This is a genomic window from Streptomyces sp. NPDC052721 (assembly GCF_040678315.1).
Lineage (GTDB): Bacteria > Actinomycetota > Actinomycetes > Streptomycetales > Streptomycetaceae > Streptomyces.
In genome coordinates this window covers 85,722-105,711 of record NZ_JBFATL010000030.1, presented here as the reverse complement: position 1 = coordinate 105,711, position 19,990 = coordinate 85,722, and the positions used below count along the sequence as shown (strand labels likewise).

Here is a 19,990-nt window from a genome sequence, read left to right as displayed (position 1 = left end):
CGAGGGCCGGGGCCCGGCACGCCGAGAGCACGCACCTGACGCCGCGCGGCCCGCCCTCCGGGCGGACGACGGGAGTTTGACGACAGGACCTAGCCAGCACTCACAGGGCCTGTCCGGTTGATCCTCCCGGACTCCCATCGAGCCGGACACGCGTCACGGACCACCCGAGTTGTCGGGCTCGACCACTCGGAAGCGTTCTGCAACGACAAGAGTGTCGTCATCAATGACCGGGGTGCGTCCCAGGTACTCGCTCACGCCATCGCTCCGGAAGAACTCTTCGTGCGCTGCCCGCCACTCCGCCACGTCGGAGTAGCCGCGTCCCTCTGCTCGCGCGAAGTCGTTGCCCCCGAACCCACAGCAAGCACTTTCACAAGACGCCCTGATGCGGCTCGCTCGTCCACTCGCGGTCGAGGATGGCGTGGACCACCGAGTCCCGCCACTTTCCTGCCTTGGAGACGTGCTCGCGGATCGTTCCTTCTTCGACCATGCCCACAGACGTCATGGTCTTCGCGGAGGCTTCGTTGTGAGGGGAACGGGCACCCCAGATGCGGTGGAGGTTGAGGTCGTCAAAGCCGACGCTGAGCAGAAGCCGGACCGTCTCCACGCCGTACCCCACGCCCCACACCTGCGGACGCAGCGCGAAGCCGATGGTGGCTCCGCGCTGCTGGTGTGGGTCAAGGGCGAGGCGGGCGAATCCGATCAGCTGGTCCGTCTTCCGCTCAACGACGGCGAACGCGAACTCTGTACGGGGCAGGTCGGTTGCGGCGGCGACGGACCGGGCCACGATCTGTTCAACCTGCTCGCGGGTCCGTGGCTCGAAGCTCAGGTGCTCCGTTGCTTCAGGGCTGCCGTAGATGGCGAGCACGGCGTCCACGTCCTCGATCGTCAGTTCCCTGAGGCTGAGGCGCGCGCTTGATCGACTGATCGGGTACATGCCCCTGGATGCTACCCGCGAGGCAACGCGGGCCGACTGGCGGAGAACGCTTCGATCTCGGCACGCAGGTCCTTCCCGGCGACGGCTGTGCGAGCGGGACTACTCATCAAGGCGCCGCGGACCCGCATCGCGGATACGACGATGCCGTTGTTGCGGTGCGAAGCGGGAAGGTCGAGCACCGGTCGGATGGCGGCTGCCGCACCGTCCGGATCTCCGCTGTTGAGCCGGATCAGGGACAGGTCGCACTGAGCTCCCGCCAGGTCTCCGAACGCCCAGTTCGGGGAGCTGGGGTCGCTGAAACCCGTGACAGCTTCCTCTGCCTGTGTGATCAGGTCGGCGTTCCCATGCCCGAGCAGCGCCTCGGCCTCCACCGCGTAGTACTGCTGCTTCTCCCAGGCGTAGGTGAAGAGCCCGCCCAGCTGGTCCAGGTCATCGGGCACTACCTGCTCACGGCGGTCGGCTGCCTGCTGGTTGACGAGCCGTACGGTCTCCTCGTCACCGAGCACGCCGGCGGATCGGGCCTTGAGACCGAGGAGCCAGAGGCCGACGGTTCCGCGGAGGTTCGCGGCCGTTTCGGCGCCCCGGCTGGCGTAGTGCTCGGCGTCCTCCGGCCTGTTCGCCCAGTATGCGATCAGGCTCTTGAGACCGTCTGTGAGGGCGATCAGTCCGGGGTGCTCGGCGTCGCGGGCGCATGCCGCGGCGACCCGGGTCATCGTCATGGCCTGGTGCGGGTCCTGCATGTCGTTGAAGCCCTTGGCCACCAGGAACGACAGGATGGCGCCCTTGGCATACAGGTCACGCAGCTGAGAGGGCCGGACGCGACCGCCCTCCAGCAGGCGGAAGACCTGCTCGTGGGTTTCCAGTAGATCGCCCCAGACTGTTGCCAGCGGTTCGCGCGGGTACGCGGCCACCAGGCGCTGTACCTCGTCATCGAGCAGGTCGAGTGTGTCGTCACCTACCCGCTCACGGTCAGCGCCCAGGAGGAACTCCTTCGCACGTCGCACAGCCATCGCACCCGTCCTCTTCATCTCGTTGGTGTCCATGCCGGGCTCAGCAGGGAGTACATGTGACGCACTGGCCAGGGGCGCGACGTGCGGCGTGGTGCCTTCGGGCACCTCCGACCACAGAACGTCGATGCTGTGGCCCAGCATCTCGACCAGAACCTGCCGGAAGACCCTCTGCGGTTTCCTGCCCCAGTACAGCCATCCCTCGATGGTCTTCGGGGCCGGCTCATCCACGCTCGGAAGGCCTAACCGTGCAGTTGCTTCCCGATACTTCGGCAGGAAGTCGTCGGGGTGCCGCATGCCCTGTGCCTCGCAGAGTTGCCGGAAGAACAGCACGACGCCTCTCACTCCGTCCGCCTAACACGTCAGTGTCCTGACGGTAGAACGCTGTCTCGTTGAAGTTGCCCCCTGCCGACGGTACTTACCGAACCCGAGGACGGTCCGAGGAAGCTTTGAGGAAGTCGTCAACTACAGGCGCAGAACCCGAGGTCGGTTTGGGGGTAGAGCCGTCCACGCACTCTTGCAACGCTCTTACCGATCCTCGCTGAGAGTGCACAGACGAGCACAGGACCCAGCGAGCATGCAGCCGATAGCTGGCCTCGTTCCTCATCCGCGTTGTGGGCAACGTTCGGTAATCGGCGGCGGAACGACCGACCCGGAGGATCTGCTGTGAGAGACGTACGAGCCCCAGCCGAGCCGACGACCGATGAGCTCGCGCGCAGCTGGCGTGAGGAGCCGCGAGTCGTTACCCGGCAGGAACGCGAGGCGGCCGTCCGCTCGTGGCTGCTGCTGTCGGCCGCCCACGCCAGCACCTCGCGGACTGAATGGGATCGGGCCGGGATCGCACTGCTGCGCTGCGGCGCGCTGTTCTCCGTGATCCGCATGTCCGCCGAGCTGGTGGAGGCGGCGGCCGGCTCGCGTGAGCCCGATAGCGTGCGGGGCTTCCTGACGGCCGCGCTGCTCGGTGGCCCGGCGTTCGTCGACCAGAACAGCGGCCGGTACTACGCGCTGGTCCCGGCAAGTACCGCGGACCGGCCCGAGTGGCGTGATCGGCGGCACGCACCACACGCCGAGGCCCTGGGGCGTGACAGCTACGTCGGCGTACCGCGCCCGGGGCTGAACGAGCCGCATCCTCAGCACTTCAGCTACTGGTGCATGCCGATGCACGGCCCTGCGGAGCTGTGCGACCCGGATGCTGTCTTGCAGCTCGTCGCTCACGGACGGCACCGACTTGGCACGCAGGAGGCCGTCGGTGGGCGTTGAAGCGGTCGAGCCGGGTGACGAACAGGCCGTGAAGGCGGCGTGTCACCACGTGCTGTGGGACATGAGGCCCGTCGACACCGACGAGACGCAGTCGCTGCTGGCGGAGCTGGAGAGGCACGTGCGGGCGCTGGGCCCGCGAGTGGCCGCGCTCGTGCCGCACCTGACCGGCGAGACGCGTGAGACGGCGCTTGTCGTGATGCGGAACGTCGACACGGTGTTCGACCCGGATGTGTCCTACCCGGACGCTCCGCCAGCGGAGGCGCAGGCGCAGTTACATGACCTCGCTATCGTCGCGCGGGCCCTGAGCAGCATCGCCCTCCTGGCCGAGAGGTGGGACCGCGAGCGCGTCGAGCAGCCGGCCGACGGCGGCGACGGACCGACCGATGCGGCGAGCTGGCTCGTCGCCAGGGTGGGGTCCTGATCATGGAGCGCTTATGGATCACCGGCGACTGCTGGCTCGGATGCGAGCGGACCGGCGTCCGGGTGCTCTGGCTCGGCCCGGTCCAATGGGACGGGTACACCGCACCGTTCATGGCGTGCGAGCCGTGCTTGGACCGGCTCATGGCCCAGGCCAGTGCCTACTTGGTCCGCCGGCTGGTGTCGGCGTGACCTCACGACTTCCGCACGGGGCCTCAAGGGCCTTCGCGCCCTGTGCGGGAGGAGGTCCCGGTCAGTCCGCAACCCCCGAGGCGGACAGGCCGGGACCATCCACCTCTGCCGGTGTCGTCCTGAGGTTGGGGAACGAGCCGCTCCTCGCCGCCCGGGCAGCCGAGTACTGGGACAAGTACTACGCCTACCGGGGGGAAGGGCCACAGCCTCGCCCGGCCGGAGCCCGCTTCTGTTGGGCCGGCGTCCCCTAGGACGGGCCCGGGGGAGAACGTCTCGGCACGCCCGCCACTGCCTTGGAACTCGGGCCGGCTGAATCGGCTTTTCGGCTATTTGCGGCCCGGGGCCGCTCCAAGCCAGACCAGGGATGCCGGGTCCGAAGGGTCCCCTCGCACAGGAGACAGCGGGCTTCCAAGCTGCATGACGAACAGGGGCGGGGGTCCTTTACACCAGCTTCCGCCAGGCAGAAGGGAAGAGGACTTGCACGAGTTGGTTGCGACGCCGTTCGGAGAGCGGCGCCTGATCCTGCGGCCCGGCAGTTCCAAAGCGGTGCAGCTCCCCAGGGCCAAGTTCGAGGAACTGCGCGCCTTGGCGGCCGGCCCCGGCACAGTGCCCCCGTGGCTCACGGAGCCGGTCCGGGCGCAGTGGAACGTGGACCTGGCCGGCCGCCGGATCAGCGATGTTCTGCTGATGCGCGACGCGGGACCATATGAGTTCAGCCGCGCAACGTGGGAGATCAACCTGGGCTGTGACTTCGACTGCGTCATGTGCTACCTCGGCGAGAAGCGCTTCGAGGGCCTGGACATGGACGGCAAGCGCAAGCTGCTGGCCGTCATGCGCGACGCCGGCGTGATCTGGTTGCAGATCACCGGCGGGGAACCGCTGATCGACCCCCACTTTCGCGAGGCGTACCGGCTCGCACACGAGCTGGGCATGCAGGTGGAAGTCCTCTCGAACGGCTCACGGCTGCACAAGCACCACATGCTGAACCTGCTGCGCACCTACCCGCCGACCAAGCTGACACTGAGCATGTACGGCGCCACCGCGGAAACGTACGACGCGGTCACCCGCAGGCGCGGCGCGTACGAACGGTTCGCGGCCGGTCTGCAAAACGCCGTGGCCGCCGGCCTGAACGTCGATCTCAGCCTCATCATCGTCCGCGGAAACGCGCACGAGGCGGACGCCATGCGTGACTGGGCGCGCAGCCTCGGTCTGCGGTTCCGCGAGTACGCGAACATCTCGCCGACGATCCACGGCACTGCTGAGACGTTGCCGCAGCAGTCGCCCGAGTACCTGACCCACCGGCAGCCGTTCACGGGCTGCCCGGCCGGCGTGACGTTCTTCCACTCCGACCCGTTCGGGCGGGCGTCGATCTGCAAGGTCGGCCGCGAACCGAATATCGACCTGATCGCCGAAGGCGTGGAAGGTCTGGCCCGGCTCGGCGGCATCGCCGAGTCCCTCATGCTTCGCACCGGAGGATGCAGCGGCTGCGAGCTGTCCGGCACGTGCCGGGTGTGCAGGCCGATGGCGAAAGTCTTCCAGGAGGCGAAGGCACCACTCGGAAACTACTGCCAACACGGAATGAGGTAGCCGCATGTCTGCTGTCATGGTTGCGCTGACGCGCCAGCCGGAGTCCGTCGTCCCGGACCCGGAGGAGGTCACCCTGGTGCCCGACGTCGACACGCTCACCGCGGGCACCGTGGCCGGGTGCAACGACGACAACCCCTACCAGTAACACTCCTCGGCCGGGGTCGCGCACCTGCGTGGCCCCGGCTGCCCCGAACGCATACAGGAGAGTCCATGCCCACCGAGCGCCTGACCGAGCTTCCGGCCACCGTGCGGCGGCTGATCGAGAAGGTGAGCGGCCCTGTGGTTGACGTCGGAACGATCAACGCGGGTCTGAACAGCGCCATCGCCGCCCGCGTCCGTACCGCCGGCCGCACGATGTTCGTCAAGGGCCTGCCCCTCGATCACCCACGGGTGTGGACCCAGAAACGGGAAGCGCGGATCGGCCCGTACGTCCGCGGCATCGCCCCCGAGCTGCTGTGGCACGTCGAAGAGGACGGCTGGAGCCTCCTCGGCTTCGAGTACGTGGCAGCCGGCCACGCCGACTACACGCCAGGCTCCCTCGACCTGCCCGCCGTCATGGCCACCATGATCCGGCTGGCCGATGTACCGGCGCCCGGCTTCGAGCTGAAGACGATGCCCCACCGGCTGCGGACGTTCGTGGACGACCCGGCAGACCTCTCCTGGTTCGCTGGCGACAGCCTGCTGCACACCGAGTGGAACCCGCACAACGTCCTCGTCACCGGCCACGGCGCCCTGTTCGTGGACTGGGGGTGGGCTTCCCTAGGAGCCGCCTGGATCGACCCCGCACTCTGGCTGCTCTGGCTCATCGCCCACGGCCACACCGCCGAACAGGCAGAGAACGTCGCCGCCGCTCACCCGGCGTGGAAGCCGGCCCCGACCGCAGGCCTCGACGCCCTCGCCCGCGTCCAGCACCGGGTCTGGGACTCGATCGCCGAACAGAGCGAAGACGATTGGTCGAAGCCCATGCAGAGCGCCGCACAGGCATGGCACGAGTATCGGCAATCCCAGCCCTGACAGGCGCCCCGCACACTCCCAGGGAGCGTAGGGCCCTGTCACTGTCCCCTTCGTCCGGAGGAAGCGTCCTGGTCCGCAGTGTCCGGCGCGGCTTGGTCCACGGCCTCCGAGCCCGCCCGGTCCACGGCCTCCACGGCCTCCGGTTCCCCCCAGGCGCCCGACGCCACCGGCACCGGCCGGTGCTCTGTCCGGGCGGGGTTTCCCGTTCCGCCTCTTGACGCCAGTGGTCCGTACCTTTAGTTTCACGCCTTAAACAAAGCCCCGCAGGTCTCAACGGCCGAATGTCTCCCGGCTGTTGGGTCTGCGGCCCCCCACCCGAAAGGCCACCCGCCCACATGGCCAGACCCCTCCCGGCGGCGGGCTCGCTCGCCGCTCTGTCCCTTGCCGCCACCCTGCTCACGGCGGCGCCCGCGCCCGCCGCCAGCGCCGGGGCCGCCGCCCTGCCGACGGGCTTCGCCACGGTCGTGAACGCCGCGAGCGGCAGGTGTCTGGACGCCAAGGCCGCCGCCACCGCCAACGGCACCGCCGTGCAGCAGTACGCCTGCAACGGCACCACGGCCCAGCAGTGGAGCTTCACCGACGCCGGCGACGGCTACGTCCGCATCAACAACCGCAACGACACCAACCAGGTGGCCGACGTCGCCGACGTCTCCACTGCCGACAACGCGCCCGTCCACCTGTGGAGTTACGGCGGCGGCGCCAACCAGCAGTGGCTGCCCGTGGACGACGGCGGCGGCGCCTTCCACTTCGTCAACAGAAACAGCGGCAAGTGCCTGGACGACCCCGGTGCCTCGCTCGCGGACAGCGTGCAGTTCGTGCAGTACACCTGCAACGGCACCGCCGCCCAGCGCTTCCAGGTGGTTCCCGTGACCCAGTCGGTGAGCAACCCGGACCTCGGGCCCAACGTCGTCGTGTTCGACCCGTCGATGTCGTCCTCGACCATCCAGGGCAGGCTGGACACGATCTTCAAGCAGCAGGAGACCAACCAGTTCGGCTCCCAGCGCTACGCCGTCCTCTTCAAGCCCGGCGCCTACAACGCCAACGTCAACGTCGGCTTCTACACCCAGGTGCTCGGCCTCGGCCTGACCCCGGACGCGGTGACGGTCAACGGCGCGGTGCACGCCGAGGCCGACTGGTTCCAGGGCAACGCCACCCAGAACTTCTGGCGCGGCGCCGAGAACCTGTCCGTCAACCCCACCGGCGGCGGCGACCGCTGGGCGGTGTCGCAGGCGGCGGCGTACCGCCGGATGCACCTGCGCGGCAACCTCGCCCTGGACGACGGCGGCTGGTCCTCCGGCGGCTACCTCGCCGACAGCAAGGTCGACGGACAGGTCAACTCCGGTTCCCAGCAGCAGTGGCTGACCCGCAACTCCCAGCTCGGCAGCTGGACCGGGTCCAACTGGAACATGGTGTTCGTCGGCAGCCAGGGCGTCCCGGCCACCAGCTTCCCGAACCCGCCGCACACCACCGTCGCGCAGAGCCCGGTCACCCGGGAGAAGCCGTTCCTGTACGTCGACGGCTCCGGGAACTACCAGGTGTTCGTGCCGTCCGTGCGCACCAACTCCACCGCGACCAGCTGGGCGGGCGGCAGCCCGGCCGGCACCTCGCTGCCGCTGAGCCAGTTCTACGTCGTCAAGCCCGGCGCCACCGCCGCACAGATCAACGCGGCCCTGGCGGCCGGCCAGAACCTGCTGGTCACGCCCGGCGTCTACCACCTCGACCAGACGTTGAAGGTGACCCGACCGGACACGGTCGTCCTCGGTCTCGGACTCGCCACCCTCGTCCCGGACAACGGCATCACCGCGATGTCCGTCGCCGACGTCGACGGCGTGAAGATCGCGGGCCTGCTCTTCGACGCCGGCACCACCAGCTCGAAGACCCTGGTCGAGGTCGGGCCGGCCGGCTCCACCGCCTCCCACGCGGCCGACCCGACCTCCCTGCACGACGTGTACTTCCGCGTCGGCGGCGCCGGCGTCGGCAAGGCAGCCACCAGCCTCGTCGTCAACAGCGACAACGTCATCGGCGACCACATGTGGATCTGGCGCGCCGACCACGGCAGCGGCGTCGGCTGGACCAGCAACACCGCCGACACCGGCCTGGTCGTGAACGGCGACGACGTGACCATGTACGGGCTGTTCGTGGAGCACTTCCAGAAGTACCAGACCGTCTGGAACGGCAACGGCGGCCGTACCTACTTCTTCCAGAACGAGATGCCGTACGACCCGCCGAACCAGGCCGCCTGGATGAACGGCTCCACGCAGGGCTACGCCGCCTACAAGGTCGCCGACTCGGTCACCAGCCACCAGGCGTACGGCCTGGGCAGCTACTGCTACTTCAACGTCGACCCGAGCGTGACGGCCGCCCGCGCCATCGAGGCACCGGCCAACCCGAACGTCCGCTTCACCAGCATGGTGACCGTCTCCCTCGGCGGCACCGGCACCATCAGTCACGTCATCAACAACACCGGAGGACCCTCCAACGCGACGACCAACGTCGCGAACCTCGTCCGCTACCCGTGAGCGAAGGGGATGACCTTCCGGACGTGTGAGCCCGAGTGACCTGGATACGCGGTCTGCACGGCTCCACCGTCCGTCCGGAAGGTCATCCCCGCCATGACCAGCGCATCCCACCACTCCGAGGTCACCCTCCGGGTCAACGGCAAACCCCACACCCTGCGCGTCGACCACCGGCGCGTCCTGCTGGACCTGCTCCGTGAGGACCTGGACCTCACCGGCTCCAAGAAGGGCTGCGACCACGGCCAGTGCGGTGCCTGCACCGTGCTGGTCGACGGGCGCCGCCTCAACAGCTGTCTGCTGCTCGCCGTGACCCTCGACGGCAGCGAGGTCACCACCGTCGAGGGCCTGGGCGGCGACCGCGAGGAGCCGCACCCGCTCCAGCGGGCCTTCCTGGACCGCGACGCCTTCCAGTGCGGCTACTGCACCCCCGGCCAGCTCTGCTCCGCGGTGGGCATGCTCGCCGAGGCCGCGGCCGGCCACCCCTCCCACGTCACCGACCCGACGGCCCCCACCGAAGGGCCCGTACCGCTGGACCGGCCCGAGATCCGCGAACGGATGAGCGGCAACCTGTGCCGCTGCGGCGCCTATCCGCGCATCGTCGAGGCGATCGAGGACGTGATCTGAGTGAACGGCTTCGGATACCTCAGGCCCGCCAGCGTCCAGGAGGCCGTCGAGGCCTACGCCGCCCAGCCAGGCGCCCGCTATCTGGCCGGCGGCACCAACCTGGTCGACCTGCTGAAACTCGGCGTGGAGCGGCCCGCCCTCCTCATCGACATCGGCCGGCTGCCGCTGGACGGCATCCAGGAACTGTCCGACGGCTCCCTGCGGGTCGGCGCCACCGTCCGCAACAGCGACCTCGCCGCCGACCCACGCGTCCGGACGCGCTGGCCGGCCCTGTCCCAGGCGCTCCTCGCGGGCGCCTCCGCACAATTGCGCAACGCCGCCACCACCGGCGGCAACCTGCTCCAGCGCACCCGCTGCCCCTACTTCCAGGACCTGGACAAACCCTGCAACAAACGCGAGCCCGGCAGCGGCTGCGGTGCCCGGGACGGCGTCCACCGCGACCACGCCGTCCTCGGCCACTCCCCGCACTGCATCGCCACCCACCCCTCCGACATGGCCGTCGCCCTGGCCGCCCTCGACGCCCAGGTCGAGCTGTACGGCACCGACGGCACCCGGCGCCTGCCGGTGGCCGACTTTCACCGGCTGCCCGGCGAGCACCCCGAGCGCGACACCTGGATCCGCCCCGGCGAACTGATCACCGGCGTGCTGCTGCCGGCCGCCACCGCCGGCGCCCCGTCCGCCTACCGCAAGGCCCGGGACCGGGCGTCGTACGCCTTCGCGCTCGCCTCCGTGGCCGTCCTGCTGCGGGTCGCGGACGGCGTCGTCGACCAGGTGGGCGTCGCATTCGGCGGGCTCGCCCACCGGCCCTGGCGGGCCCGGCACACCGAGCTGGCCCTGCTGGGCGCCCCCGCCACTCCGGCCGCCTTCGAAGGGGCCGTGGACCTGGAACTCGCGCACGCCGAGCCGCTCCGGGACAACGCCTACAAGGTGTCCCTCGCCCACAACCTCGCCCTGGACGTCCTGAACCGTCTCGCCCCGGCCCCGGCAGTGGCCTGAGCCCGCACAGCCCGAGCCCTCACAGGAGGAGCAGGAGGACCCCATGACCGGCACGACCGGCACCGCCCTGGGCGCCCCCGCCGAGCGCCGGGAAGGGCGCCAGAAGGTCACCGGCGCCGCCCGTTACGCCGCCGAGTACACCCTGCCCGGCCGCGTCCACGCCTGGCCCGTGCCCGCCGCGGTCGCCCGGGGCCGGGTCACCGCCGTCGACATCTCGGCCGCCCTCGCCCTGCCCGGCGTCCTCGCCGTCCTCACCCCCTTCGACGCGCCCCGGCTCGCCGAGCCCGAGGACGGCACTCTCGCCGTGCTCCAGGGCCCGGACGTGCCGCACCGGGGCTGGTGCGTGGCCCTGGCCGTCGCCGAGACCCTGGAGGCCGCCCGCGCCGCCGCCCGCGCCGTCCGGGTCACGTACGCCACCGCACCCCACGACACCGGCCCCGTCGAGGGCCACCCGGGTGCCTACGACCCGGAGGATGTCAACGGCCAGCCCGGCCGGGTCGAGCGCGGCGACCCCGAGGCCGCCTACGCCGCGGCCGAGGTCCGCGTCGACACCACCTACCGGGTGCCGCCGCTGCACAACCACCCGATGGAGCCGCACACCAGCACGGCCCACTGGGACGGCGACCGGCTCACCGCGTACACCTCCAGCCAGGGCGGTACGACCGTACGGTCCGTCCTCGCCCAGCTCTTCCGGCTGCCCGAGGAGCGGATCACCGTCGTCGCCGAGCACGTCGGCGGCGGCTTCGGCTCCAAGGGAACCCCGCGCCCGGACGTCGTCCTCGCCGCGCTGGCCGCCCGGCACACCGGCCGGCCCGTCACCGTGGCCTACCCCCGCCGGTACCTGCCCACCGTCGTCGGTCACCGCGCCCCGACCGTGCAGCGGCTACGGCTCGGCGCCCACCGGGACGGCCGGCTCACCGCCGTGCTGCACGACGTCACCACCCACACCTCCCGCGTGAAGGAGTTCGTGGAACACGCCGGGGTGGTCTCCCGCGTCATGTACGCCACCCCGAACCTGCGCAGCGTCCACCACGTGGTGCCGCTGGACGTGCCCAGCCCCTCCTGGATGCGGGCGCCCGGCGAGTCACCCGGCATGTACGCCCTGGAGTCCGCCATGGACGAACTCGCCGACGCGCTCGGCCTGGACCCGGTGGAGCTGCGCGTGCGCAACGACCCGGCGCGGGAACCGGGCAGCGGCAAGCCGTTCAGCAGCCGGCACGTCGTGGAGTGCCTGCGCGAGGGCGCCCGCCGCTTCGGCTGGGCCGGCCGCGACCCGCGCCCCGGCGTCCGCCGCGAGGGCCCGCTGCTGATCGGCACCGGCGTCGCCGCCGCCACCTACCCCGTACAGATCGCCCCGTCCACCGCCACCGCGGAGGCCCGGCCCGACGGCACCTTCGTCGTCCGGGTCAACGCGGCCGACATCGGCACCGGAGCCCGTACCGTCCTCGCCCAGATAGCCGCCGACGCCCTCGGCGTGCCCCTGGAACGGGTGCGCACCGAGGTCGGCCACAGCGATCTGCCACCCGCCCCGCTGGCCGGGGGCTCCATGGGCACCGCCTCCTGGGGCTGGGCCGTGCACGAGGCGTGCACCCGGCTCGCCGCGGACCCCGCCCCGCCGTCCGGCGAGCGCCACGTCGTCCGCGCCGACACCACCGGGACCGCCGACGCCGAAAGCCCCTACGCGCGGCACGCGTTCGGCGCGCACTTCGCCGAGGTCGCCGTCGACACCGTCACCGGCGAGATCCGGGTGCGCCGGCTGCTCGGCGTCTTCGCCGCCGGGCGGATCCTCAACGCCCGCACCGCACGCTCCCAGTTCACCGGCGCCATGGTCATGGGCCTCGGCATGGCCCTCACCGAGCACAGCACCCTGGACCCGGCGTTCGGCGACTTCCCCGAGGCCGACCTCGCCTCCTACCACGTGCCCGTCCACGCCGACGTCCCCGCCATCGAGGCCGACTGGATCGACGAACACGACACCCACCTCAACCCCATGGGCAGCAAGGGCATCGGCGAGATCGGCATCGTCGGCACCGCCGCCGCCCTCGGCAACGCCGTCCACCACGCCACCGGCATCCGCTTCCGCACCCTCCCCCTCACCCCCGACCGGATCCTCGCCGGCCTGCTGTCCGAGGGGTGACGGTGACGGTACCCGCGTGGGAGCACGCCTGGGAGTACCCCTGGGAGTACGTCTGGGAGTACGACGGCTACCGGCCCGCGGAAGAACGCCTGCGGGAGTCCCTGTGCACCCTCGGCAACGGCTACTTCGCCACCCGCGGGGCGCTGCCCGAGTGCACCGCGGACGACGTGCACTACCCGGGCACCTACGCCGCCGGCTGCTACAACCGGCTCACCTCCGAGGTCGCCGGGCGCCGCATCGAGAACGAGGACATGGTCAACCTGCCCAACTGGCTGCCGCTGCGCTTCCGGCCCGCCGGCGGGGACTGGCTCACCCCCGACACCGTCCCCGTCACCGAGCACCACCAGGTGCTCCACCTCGATCCCGGCCTGCTGGAACGCCGTACCCGCTACCCGCTCGGCACCGACGCCACCCTCCTCGTCCGGCAGGTGCGCCTCGTCCACCTGGCCGACCCCCATCTCGCCGCGCTGCGCACCGAGTTCACCGCCGAGGGCCGCGCCGTCGAACTGGACGTGGAGGCCGCGCTCGACGGGCGCGTCACCAACTCCGGCGTCGCCCGCTACCGGGACCTGGACGGCCGGCACCTCAGCCACATCGAGGTCGGCACCAGCGCACCCGGCACGGTCTGGCTGCGCTGCCGCACCCGCACCTCCGACATCGGCTTCGGCCTGGCGGCCCGGCTGACCGCCGGGGTGCCGGTCACCCACGCCAACGAGGCCCACCGCGCCGTCCAGCGGCTCCGGCTGTCCCTGCCGCCCGGCCGCACCGTCACCGTCGACAAGACCGTCGCCCTGCACACCGCCCGCGACCCGGCCATCAGCGACCCGCTGCGCGCGGCCGTGGACCGGGTCGGCGCCGCCCCCGGCTTCGACGAACTGCGCGAGACCCACCGCGCGACCTGGGAGCAGCTGTGGCGGCGCACCGCGCTCGACGTGCCCGGCGAGGCGGGCAGCATCCTGCGCCTGCACCTGTTCCACGTGCTCCAGACCCTCTCGCCGCACACCGCCGACCTGGACGTCGGCGTCCCCGCCCGCGGCCTGCACGGCGAGGCCTACCGCGGCCATGTCTTCTGGGACGAACTCTTCGTCCTGCCCTACCTCAACCTCCACCTCCCCGAGGTCTCCCGCGCCCTGCTCCGCTACCGCCACCGCCGCCTGGACGCCGCCTGCCGCGCGGCCCGCGAACTCGGCCGGTGCGGCGCCCTCTACCCGTGGCAGAGCGGCAGCGACGGCCGCGAGGAGACCCAGCAGCTGCACCTCAACCCGCGCTCCGGCCGCTGGCTGCCGGACCACTCCCGGCTCCAGCACCACGTCGGCTCGGCCGTGGCCTACAACGTCTGGCAGTACTGCGAGGCGACCGGCGACATCGAGTTCCTGCACGGCGAGGGCGCCGAGGTGCTCCTCCAGATCGCCCGCTTCTGGGGGCAGTCGGCGACCTGGGACGACCACCTCGGCCGGTACCGCATCCGGGGCGTGGTCGGCCCCGACGAGTACCACGACGCCTACCCCGGCGCGGCCCGGCCCGGCCTGGACGACAACGCGTACACCAACGTCACCGCCGCCTGGGTGCTCACCCGCGCCCTGGAACTGCTGCACGGCCTGCCCGAGCCACGCCGCCGGGAACTCACCGAGCTGACCGGCCTCGGCGAGGACGAACCCGCCCGCTGGTCGGAGGTCTCCCGCCGCCTGCACATCCCCTTCCACGACGGGGTGATCAGCCAGTTCGACGGCTACGGCGACCTCGCCGAACTGGACTGGGCGGGCTATCGCGGGCGGTACGACGACATCCGGCGCCTGGACCGCATCCTGGAGGCGGAAGGCGACACCGTCAACCGCTACAAGGCGTCCAAACAGGCCGACGTACTGATGCTCGGCTACCTCTTCTCGCTACCCGAACTCCGCACCCTGTTCCAGCAGTTGGGGTACCACCTGGACGAGCACACCTGGCTCGCGACCGTGGACCACTATCTGCACCGCACCAGCCACGGCTCCACCCTCAGCGGCCTGGTCCACGGCTGGATCCTGGCCCGCGCCCGCCGCTCCGACGCGTGGAGCTTCGTCCAGGAGGCGCTGCGCGGCGACATCGCCGACCTCCAGGGCGGCACCACCGGCGAGGGCATCCACCTCGGCGCGATGGCCGGCACGCTCGACCTCGTCCAGCGCGGACTGACCGGCCTGGAGACCCGCGGCGGCGGCCTGTGCCTCGACCCGGTCCCGCTGCCCGAGCTGTCCTCCTACGGCTTCCCCATCCGCTACCGCGGCCACTGGGGCGTCCGGCTGCGCCTGCGCAGCGGCCTGCTGGAGATCGCCGTACCGGACTCCGACCGCTCACCCATCGACATCCGCCTGCACGACCGCGTGGTACCGGTCGGGCCGGGGGAGACGGCCCGGCTGGTGCTGCCGGACTGAGGCACGGCCTTCGGCGACGGGACAGGAAGTCAGCCTTCGGTGACCGCATACCGGTGCACCGGCGGCAGGCCGGGCAGCAGGCCCGGCCACACCGTGTCCAGGACGTGCGCGCTCGGCGTGAACAGCGGCCGGGCGAGGCCGGGCAGGTCGGCGACCTCGTGCCACTCCCAGCGGCGGACCAGCCGCGGCTCGGTGACGACCGGCTCGCCGGTGAACGCCGTGACCTGGACGGCGGCCGTCACCCGGGGCATGCCGTCCACGGAGTCCATCAGGACCGCCCGCACCCGCGCGCCGGCGGGATCGGCCTTGAGGGAGGTCTCCTCCTCCAGCTCCCGTACGGCCGCCGCGGCGAAGTCCTCGCCCGGCTCGTTCTTGCCGCCGGGCAGCTCCCAGACGCCCCGCACCGACCAGCCCAGCAGCACCCGCCCCGCCGCATCCGTGACGACGACACCGGCCCCGGTCAGGGCGTGCGCGGCGGGCCGGCCCTTGCCGGCGCAGACCAGCGCGCCGGGAGCGGGGCCGCGCAGGACGAGCAGGGCCAGGCCGTCGGCGTCGTACCGCCCGGCGGACTCCCAGCCCGCGCACAGCAGCCCGATCTCCTCCTCGTCCAGGGCCACGCCCCGCTCCCGCTCCGGTACGGCGTCCACCACCGGGGTGATCACGCAGAGCGCGCCGCCGGGACGCAGCCGCTCCCGCAGCCGGCCGAGCACCCGGGTGCGGTCGCGGACGAACGCCCAGCCGAGCCGGACGGTGATCAAGTCGTAGGATTCGTGAGGGAGTTGATCGAGGCTGTCGTGTTCGATGTCCAGCCGCCGGTACGTCACCCCGGCCGCGGCGACGCCGCGGGCCTCGGCGAGTGCGACGGCGGACCGGTCCACGGCGTCCACTCGGTACCCGGACGCGGCCAGGTGGCGGGCGAGCTCGCCCAGCCCGCAGCCGACGTCCAGGCAGCGCCCGCCCGCCGGTGCCGGGACGTGTTCGGCGAGCAGCCGGCGCTCGGTGGGGCCCAGGGGCCGGAACCGGCCGCCGCGCGCGTAGTGCGCGTCCCACTCGTCGGGCTTCAGCTGTGCCACCGGGCCTCCTCATGACGGTCGATACGCGGACAAGGGGATCATGACCCGGTCACGGCCGGGACACACCGCCGTCCGCGATCTCGACGGCGCACCTCGGCGGGACCACCATGGGAGAGCGGTCAAGGACGAGAGGAGCCGCCGCACATGAGGGTGACCGACGCGCCCTTGCGCGTCCTGGCCGTGGACGACGAGGAACCCGCGCTCGAAGAACTGGTCTACCTGCTGGGGGAGGACCCGCGGGTCGGCACCGCCGTGCCCGCCCTGGAGGCCACCGAGGCGCTGCGCCGGCTCAGCCGGGCCATGGCGGAGGGCCCGGACGGCACGGAGGGCTTCGACGTCGTCTTCCTCGACATCGACATGCCCGGCCTCAGCGGCCTCGAACTGGCCCGGCTGCTGGGCGGGTTCGCCGCTCCGCCGCTCGTCGTCTTCGTCACCGCCCACGAGGACTTCGCCGTGCGCGCCTTCGACCTCAAGGCGGTGGACTACCTGCTCAAGCCGCTCCGCAAGGAGCGCTTCGCCGAGGCCGTACGACGGGTCGCCGAGCTGGTCCGGGCCGGACAGGGTCCCCGCCCGGCCGCCGCCGTGCCGCCCGCGCCCGCGGCACCCGCCCTCGGCGACCAGGTGCCCGTGGAACTGGGCGGCGTGACCCGGTTCGTGTCCCTCGCCGACATCACCCATGTCGAGGCGCAGGGCGACTACGCGCGGTTGCACACCGGCCAGGGCAGCCATCTGGTGCGGATACCGCTGTCCACCTTGGAGGAGCAGTGGCGCTCGCGCGGCTTCGTCCGGATCCACCGCAGCCGGCTCGTCGCCCTCGGCCGGATCGAGGAAGTCCGCCTGGACGGCGGCAACGTGAGCGTCCGGATCGGCGACCGGGTCCTCGCCGTCAGCCGCCGTAACGCCCGCGAACTGCGCGACCTTCTGGCGGGCCGCGCGACCGGCCGGATGCGCTGAAGGGTGCGCGGAAGGTGCCGTCGCCCGTCCCGGCCGCCGCCCGTGTTAGGTTCGTCGAATGAGCGCCCAACACGGCTCGTTCTCCATCGACTTGGACTTCACGGTGCCTCGGTCCGAGGTGTTCCGCGGCTTCGCCGACCCGTCCCTGCGGCGCCGCTGGTTCCGCCTCCCCGGCGGTTCCGCCACCGCCCGGCACGAACTGGACTTCCGGGTCGGCGCCGGCGAGAGTGCCCGCAACGTCTTCGTCTCCGGAGACACCGAGGAACACCTCGCCTACCGCTCCCGGTTCCTGGACATCGTGCCGGACACCCGGATCGTCTACGTCTACGAGGCCGAGGTCGACGGCAGCCGCCGCTGGATCTCCCTCGTCACCGTCGAACTCGCCGACGAGCCCGCCGGCTCGCGCCTGACCTGGACCGAGCAGTACACCTGGCTCGTGCCCACCGGAGACGGCACGCAGGACGTCGCCCACCTCCGCGGCGGTACGCGCCTCCTGCTCAACGGCCTGTCCACGGTCGTGAACCCCGACCGCCACCACGGCCTGCGCGTTCGGTCCTGAGACCCGGTGCCGGGGTCATGCGACCGGTGCCACCACCACGTCCCGCTGGGCGATGCCGGGGTCGGTGAACTCCAGCACCCGCTCGGCCTCGGCCGTCAGCTGCCGCACGGCCTTGGCGGGCAGGCGCTCGAACGGGGTCAGGGTGAGGGTCACCGCCGTCCTGCGCCGAGTCGTGGCCCAGGTGCCGGCGACGAACCCGTCCCACAGGAAGGACGCCGGTACCCGCAGGTTCCTGGTGATCAGCCGGGGCCGGTACTCGGTGCGGACGATCCGGCTCCGGTCCTTGTGGGCGAGAACCAGACTGTCGAACTCCGGCAGCATCCGGACCGGCGCCGGCGTGTCCGGGTCGGGGCGCGGCGCGTCGGGGAGGTCGTAGACCACCTGGCCGTCCTCGGTGGTGAACGCGCACAGCTCCGGGGCGAGCCGCTCGAACACGTCCGCCGCCTTCAGCCAGCTGAACTCGCGCAGGTCGGCGGGACCGGCCGGGCCGTACGCGGCCAGGTAGCGGCGGACGAAGTCCTCCGCCGAGCTCTTTCCGGCCGGCTCGGCGCCGAGCCAGGACCCGGCCATGGTCACCTCGCTGGAGGCGGGGAACGCCCACCGGTCCGCCGTCGGCACCATCACCAGGGGCAGGTTCATGCGCACGCAGTACCCGAGTGCCCGGTCATGGGCATCGGGGAACTCGCGCTGCATCCGCTCCCGGATCGCCGCGAAGTCCAGCGGCCCGGCGTCGAGGAGGCCACGCGCGACGGCCACCAGGCGCTCCTGGTCGATCTCCGGGCCGGGGATCCGCTTGGTGACGCCGGCCGCCGCGGCCACCAGGGAGGGCTCCACCAGCGCGCGGAAGGCCAGGTAGTCCCGGGCGCTGAGCAGATGCAGGGTGGCCCGTACGTAGGTGGCCCGGACCACCTCGCGCTTGTCCAGGGCCGTGCGCAGGTCGTCGGCGCCGAAGCCGGCCAGCCGGTTCCACAGGGCGAGGAACGGCGAACTCGGCTGTTGGGCCTGCAGGGCGAGCAGCCGTTCCACGGCGTCGGCCACGGACGTCCGCGCCCGCTCCAGCAGCAACTGCCGGGCCAGGGTGGCCCGGTTCAGTGCGCGACGGCTCAGGACGTCGGTCATGTCGCTCCTTGGATCGGATGACGCTCCGGCGCCAACCTAGGGCACGAGGGTGTCACCGCGGGAGCCCGCCGCCGGTGACGGAGAGTGCCCGGGCGGCTGACCTCCCTCCGCAGTCGACGGTGCCACCGGACCGGCTCACCCGGCCTCTCGGCGCGGATGCCGTCCGGCGGGACGAGTGACAGACTGAAGCTTCGGAGCCGGAGGCCCGCGGCAGCCGGCGCGGGGCTGCCCGTGCGCCGGCCGGACGGGAACGGTCGATGACCGCCGCGTTCAGGTGGGAGGAGATGACAGCGACGTCCGCCATCGACGCGCCGCTGTACGCCCACGCCGTCCTCACCACGGACGAGTGCGTCGGCCTCGTGAACGGCGGGGCCGGCAAGAGCTCCGGGCGGAGCACGTACGGGAACCGGGCGAAGAGGGCGGTGACAGTCTGTGAGCGTGACCGAAGAAGGAGCCGGTGGAGCGCGCGGAGGACTGGCCGGGCAGACGGTCGTGGTGGTGGGAGGCAGCGCGGGCATCGGGCTGGAGACCGCGCGCCAGGTGCGTGCGGCCGACGGCGAGCTGGTGCTCGTGGCGCGCGACGCCGAACGTCTGCGGCGGGCGGCGGACGAACTGAACCCCCTGAGCACCGCCGCGTTCGACGCCCAGGACACCGACCGTCTGGAGCGGTTTCTCGGCGAGTTGCCCGGGCAGGTCGACCATGTGATGGTCACGGCGGGCAGCCCGACGTACACCCCCCTCGCCCAACTCCACCTGACCGACGCGGGGCGGGACTTCGGCGGGCGTATCGCGATGCTGCTCGCGGTGGCGCGGGCCGGCCGGAAGAAGGTCAGGGCCGGGGGGACGCTGCTGTTCGTCGGCGGCACCGGTGGTCGCCGGCCCGCCGCCGGGATGGCCGTGACGGGCGCCCTCACCGCCGCGCTGCCCGCACTGACCGCCAACCTTGCACTGGAGGTCGCCCCGGTCCGGGTCAACCTGATCGCGGCCGGGTTCGTGGACACCCCGCTGTCGGCCTCGCTCCTCGGTGACCGACTGGAGGCTCGCCGCGAGGAGTTGAGAAGGACACTGCCCATCGGCCGGGTGGTCGGACCGGCGGACGTCGCCGCCCTCGCCCTGCACATCATGACCAACGGCGCGCTCACCGGCGCGACGTACGACATCGATGGTGGCCAGCAACTCGTGACCCACTGAAA

General features: G+C 71.8%; 18 protein-coding genes. 14 read left to right on the top strand and 4 right to left on the bottom strand.

Going from position 1 to position 19,990, the window contains the following annotated elements:
* Positions 1 to 367: 367 nt before the first annotated feature.
* Both AB0L21_RS26400 and AB0L21_RS26395 read right to left on the bottom strand, forming a co-directional pair.
* The gene (locus AB0L21_RS26400) at positions 368 to 934 is read right to left on the bottom strand and encodes a GNAT family protein (RefSeq protein WP_365786792.1); all 567 of its coding nucleotides are present in this window, start codon (positions 932 to 934) and stop codon (positions 368 to 370) included.
* An 11-nt stretch (positions 935 to 945) separates the two neighbouring features.
* Entirely contained in the window at positions 946 to 2,274 is a 1,329-nt protein-coding gene (locus AB0L21_RS26395) for a hypothetical protein (RefSeq protein ID WP_365786790.1), read from the bottom strand.
* Between the two features lie 333 nt (positions 2,275 to 2,607).
* Here AB0L21_RS26395 and AB0L21_RS26390 point away from each other — a divergent pair, with 333 nt between their 5' ends.
* The 11 genes from AB0L21_RS26390 (at position 2,608) to AB0L21_RS26340 (ending at position 15,092) form a co-directional block, all read left to right on the top strand.
* Positions 2,608 to 3,201: a hypothetical protein gene (locus AB0L21_RS26390; protein ID WP_365786788.1), complete on the top strand. Its 594-nt coding sequence runs from the start codon at positions 2,608 to 2,610 to the stop codon at positions 3,199 to 3,201.
* Positions 3,191 to 3,622 (top strand): hypothetical protein, encoded by a 432-nt coding sequence (locus AB0L21_RS26385; RefSeq protein ID WP_365786786.1) that lies wholly within the window; start codon positions 3,191 to 3,193, stop codon positions 3,620 to 3,622. The genes AB0L21_RS26390 and AB0L21_RS26385 overlap by 11 nt, the downstream gene beginning before the upstream one ends.
* Positions 3,623 to 3,624: 2 nt before the next feature.
* Positions 3,625 to 3,810 (top strand): hypothetical protein, encoded by a 186-nt coding sequence (locus tag AB0L21_RS26380; protein ID WP_365786784.1) that lies wholly within the window; start codon positions 3,625 to 3,627, stop codon positions 3,808 to 3,810.
* 648 nt (positions 3,811 to 4,458) lie between these two features.
* The gene (locus AB0L21_RS26375; RefSeq protein WP_365786782.1) at positions 4,459 to 5,397 is read left to right on the top strand and encodes a radical SAM protein; all 939 of its coding nucleotides are present in this window, start codon (positions 4,459 to 4,461) and stop codon (positions 5,395 to 5,397) included.
* Between the two features lie 4 nt (positions 5,398 to 5,401).
* Complete coding sequence (locus AB0L21_RS26370; protein ID WP_365786780.1) at positions 5,402 to 5,542, top strand: hypothetical protein; 141 nt, start codon at positions 5,402 to 5,404, stop codon at positions 5,540 to 5,542.
* 65 nt (positions 5,543 to 5,607) lie between these two features.
* On the top strand, positions 5,608 to 6,411 hold the full coding sequence (locus AB0L21_RS26365; RefSeq protein WP_365786777.1) for an aminoglycoside phosphotransferase: 804 nt from the start codon (positions 5,608 to 5,610) through the stop codon (positions 6,409 to 6,411).
* 335 nt (positions 6,412 to 6,746) lie between these two features.
* Positions 6,747 to 8,930: an RICIN domain-containing protein gene (locus AB0L21_RS26360; RefSeq protein WP_365786775.1), complete on the top strand. Its 2,184-nt coding sequence runs from the start codon at positions 6,747 to 6,749 to the stop codon at positions 8,928 to 8,930.
* A gap of 93 nt (positions 8,931 to 9,023) precedes the next feature.
* Entirely contained in the window at positions 9,024 to 9,551 is a 528-nt protein-coding gene (locus tag AB0L21_RS26355; RefSeq protein ID WP_365702125.1) for a 2Fe-2S iron-sulfur cluster-binding protein, read from the top strand.
* Entirely contained in the window at positions 9,552 to 10,547 is a 996-nt protein-coding gene (locus AB0L21_RS26350) for a xanthine dehydrogenase family protein subunit M (RefSeq protein WP_365786772.1), read from the top strand.
* A 43-nt stretch (positions 10,548 to 10,590) separates the two neighbouring features.
* Positions 10,591 to 12,684, top strand: a complete 2,094-nt coding sequence (locus AB0L21_RS26345; protein ID WP_365786770.1) for a xanthine dehydrogenase family protein molybdopterin-binding subunit — start codon at positions 10,591 to 10,593, stop codon at positions 12,682 to 12,684.
* Positions 12,681 to 15,092: a glycosyl hydrolase family 65 protein gene (locus AB0L21_RS26340; protein WP_365702131.1), complete on the top strand. Its 2,412-nt coding sequence runs from the start codon at positions 12,681 to 12,683 to the stop codon at positions 15,090 to 15,092. The genes AB0L21_RS26345 and AB0L21_RS26340 overlap by 4 nt, the downstream gene beginning before the upstream one ends.
* 29 nt (positions 15,093 to 15,121) lie before the next feature.
* On the opposite strand, the gene AB0L21_RS26335 is transcribed toward AB0L21_RS26340, so the two are convergent.
* Positions 15,122 to 16,165 carry an NUDIX domain-containing protein gene (locus AB0L21_RS26335; protein ID WP_365786768.1) on the bottom strand — a complete coding sequence of 348 codons (1,044 nt, stop codon included), beginning with the start codon at positions 16,163 to 16,165 and terminating at the stop codon, positions 15,122 to 15,124.
* 144 nt (positions 16,166 to 16,309) lie between these two features.
* Between AB0L21_RS26335 and AB0L21_RS26330 the strand changes: the two genes are divergently transcribed.
* On the top strand, positions 16,310 to 17,119 hold the full coding sequence (locus tag AB0L21_RS26330) for a LytTR family DNA-binding domain-containing protein (RefSeq protein ID WP_365702134.1): 810 nt from the start codon (positions 16,310 to 16,312) through the stop codon (positions 17,117 to 17,119).
* 58 nt (positions 17,120 to 17,177) lie between these two features.
* Positions 17,178 to 17,678 (top strand): SRPBCC domain-containing protein, encoded by a 501-nt coding sequence (locus AB0L21_RS26325; protein WP_365702136.1) that lies wholly within the window; start codon positions 17,178 to 17,180, stop codon positions 17,676 to 17,678.
* Between the two features lie 15 nt (positions 17,679 to 17,693).
* Here the strand turns inward: AB0L21_RS26325 and AB0L21_RS26320 are convergent, their stop codons facing one another.
* Complete coding sequence (locus AB0L21_RS26320; protein WP_365702138.1) at positions 17,694 to 18,797, bottom strand: winged helix DNA-binding domain-containing protein; 1,104 nt, start codon at positions 18,795 to 18,797, stop codon at positions 17,694 to 17,696.
* A gap of 438 nt (positions 18,798 to 19,235) precedes the next feature.
* On the opposite strand from AB0L21_RS26320, the gene AB0L21_RS26315 reads away from it, so the two are divergent.
* Complete coding sequence (locus AB0L21_RS26315) at positions 19,236 to 19,988, top strand: SDR family oxidoreductase (RefSeq protein ID WP_365786766.1); 753 nt, start codon at positions 19,236 to 19,238, stop codon at positions 19,986 to 19,988.
* Positions 19,989 to 19,990 lie beyond the last annotated feature (2 nt).

What these genes read in the sequence shown, in the direction of transcription:
- AB0L21_RS26325 (WP_365702136.1), top strand. Translation starts at nt 17,178, where the DNA reads ATGAGCGCCCAACACGGCTCGTTCTCCATCGACTTGGACTTCACGGTG.
- AB0L21_RS26365 (WP_365786777.1), top strand. Translation starts at nt 5,608, where the DNA reads ATGCCCACCGAGCGCCTGACCGAGCTTCCGGCCACCGTGCGGCGGCTG.
- AB0L21_RS26360 (WP_365786775.1), top strand. Translation starts at nt 6,747, where the DNA reads ATGGCCAGACCCCTCCCGGCGGCGGGCTCGCTCGCCGCTCTGTCCCTT.
- AB0L21_RS26355 (WP_365702125.1), top strand. Translation starts at nt 9,024, where the DNA reads ATGACCAGCGCATCCCACCACTCCGAGGTCACCCTCCGGGTCAACGGC.
- AB0L21_RS26400 (WP_365786792.1), bottom strand. Translation starts at nt 934, where the DNA reads ATGTACCCGATCAGTCGATCAAGCGCGCGCCTCAGCCTCAGGGAACTG.
- AB0L21_RS26380 (WP_365786784.1), top strand. Translation starts at nt 3,625, where the DNA reads ATGGAGCGCTTATGGATCACCGGCGACTGCTGGCTCGGATGCGAGCGG.
- AB0L21_RS26370 (WP_365786780.1), top strand. Translation starts at nt 5,402, where the DNA reads ATGTCTGCTGTCATGGTTGCGCTGACGCGCCAGCCGGAGTCCGTCGTC.
- AB0L21_RS26345 (WP_365786770.1), top strand. Translation starts at nt 10,591, where the DNA reads ATGACCGGCACGACCGGCACCGCCCTGGGCGCCCCCGCCGAGCGCCGG.
- AB0L21_RS26320 (WP_365702138.1), bottom strand. Translation starts at nt 18,797, where the DNA reads ATGACCGACGTCCTGAGCCGTCGCGCACTGAACCGGGCCACCCTGGCC.
- AB0L21_RS26330 (WP_365702134.1), top strand. Translation starts at nt 16,310, where the DNA reads ATGAGGGTGACCGACGCGCCCTTGCGCGTCCTGGCCGTGGACGACGAG.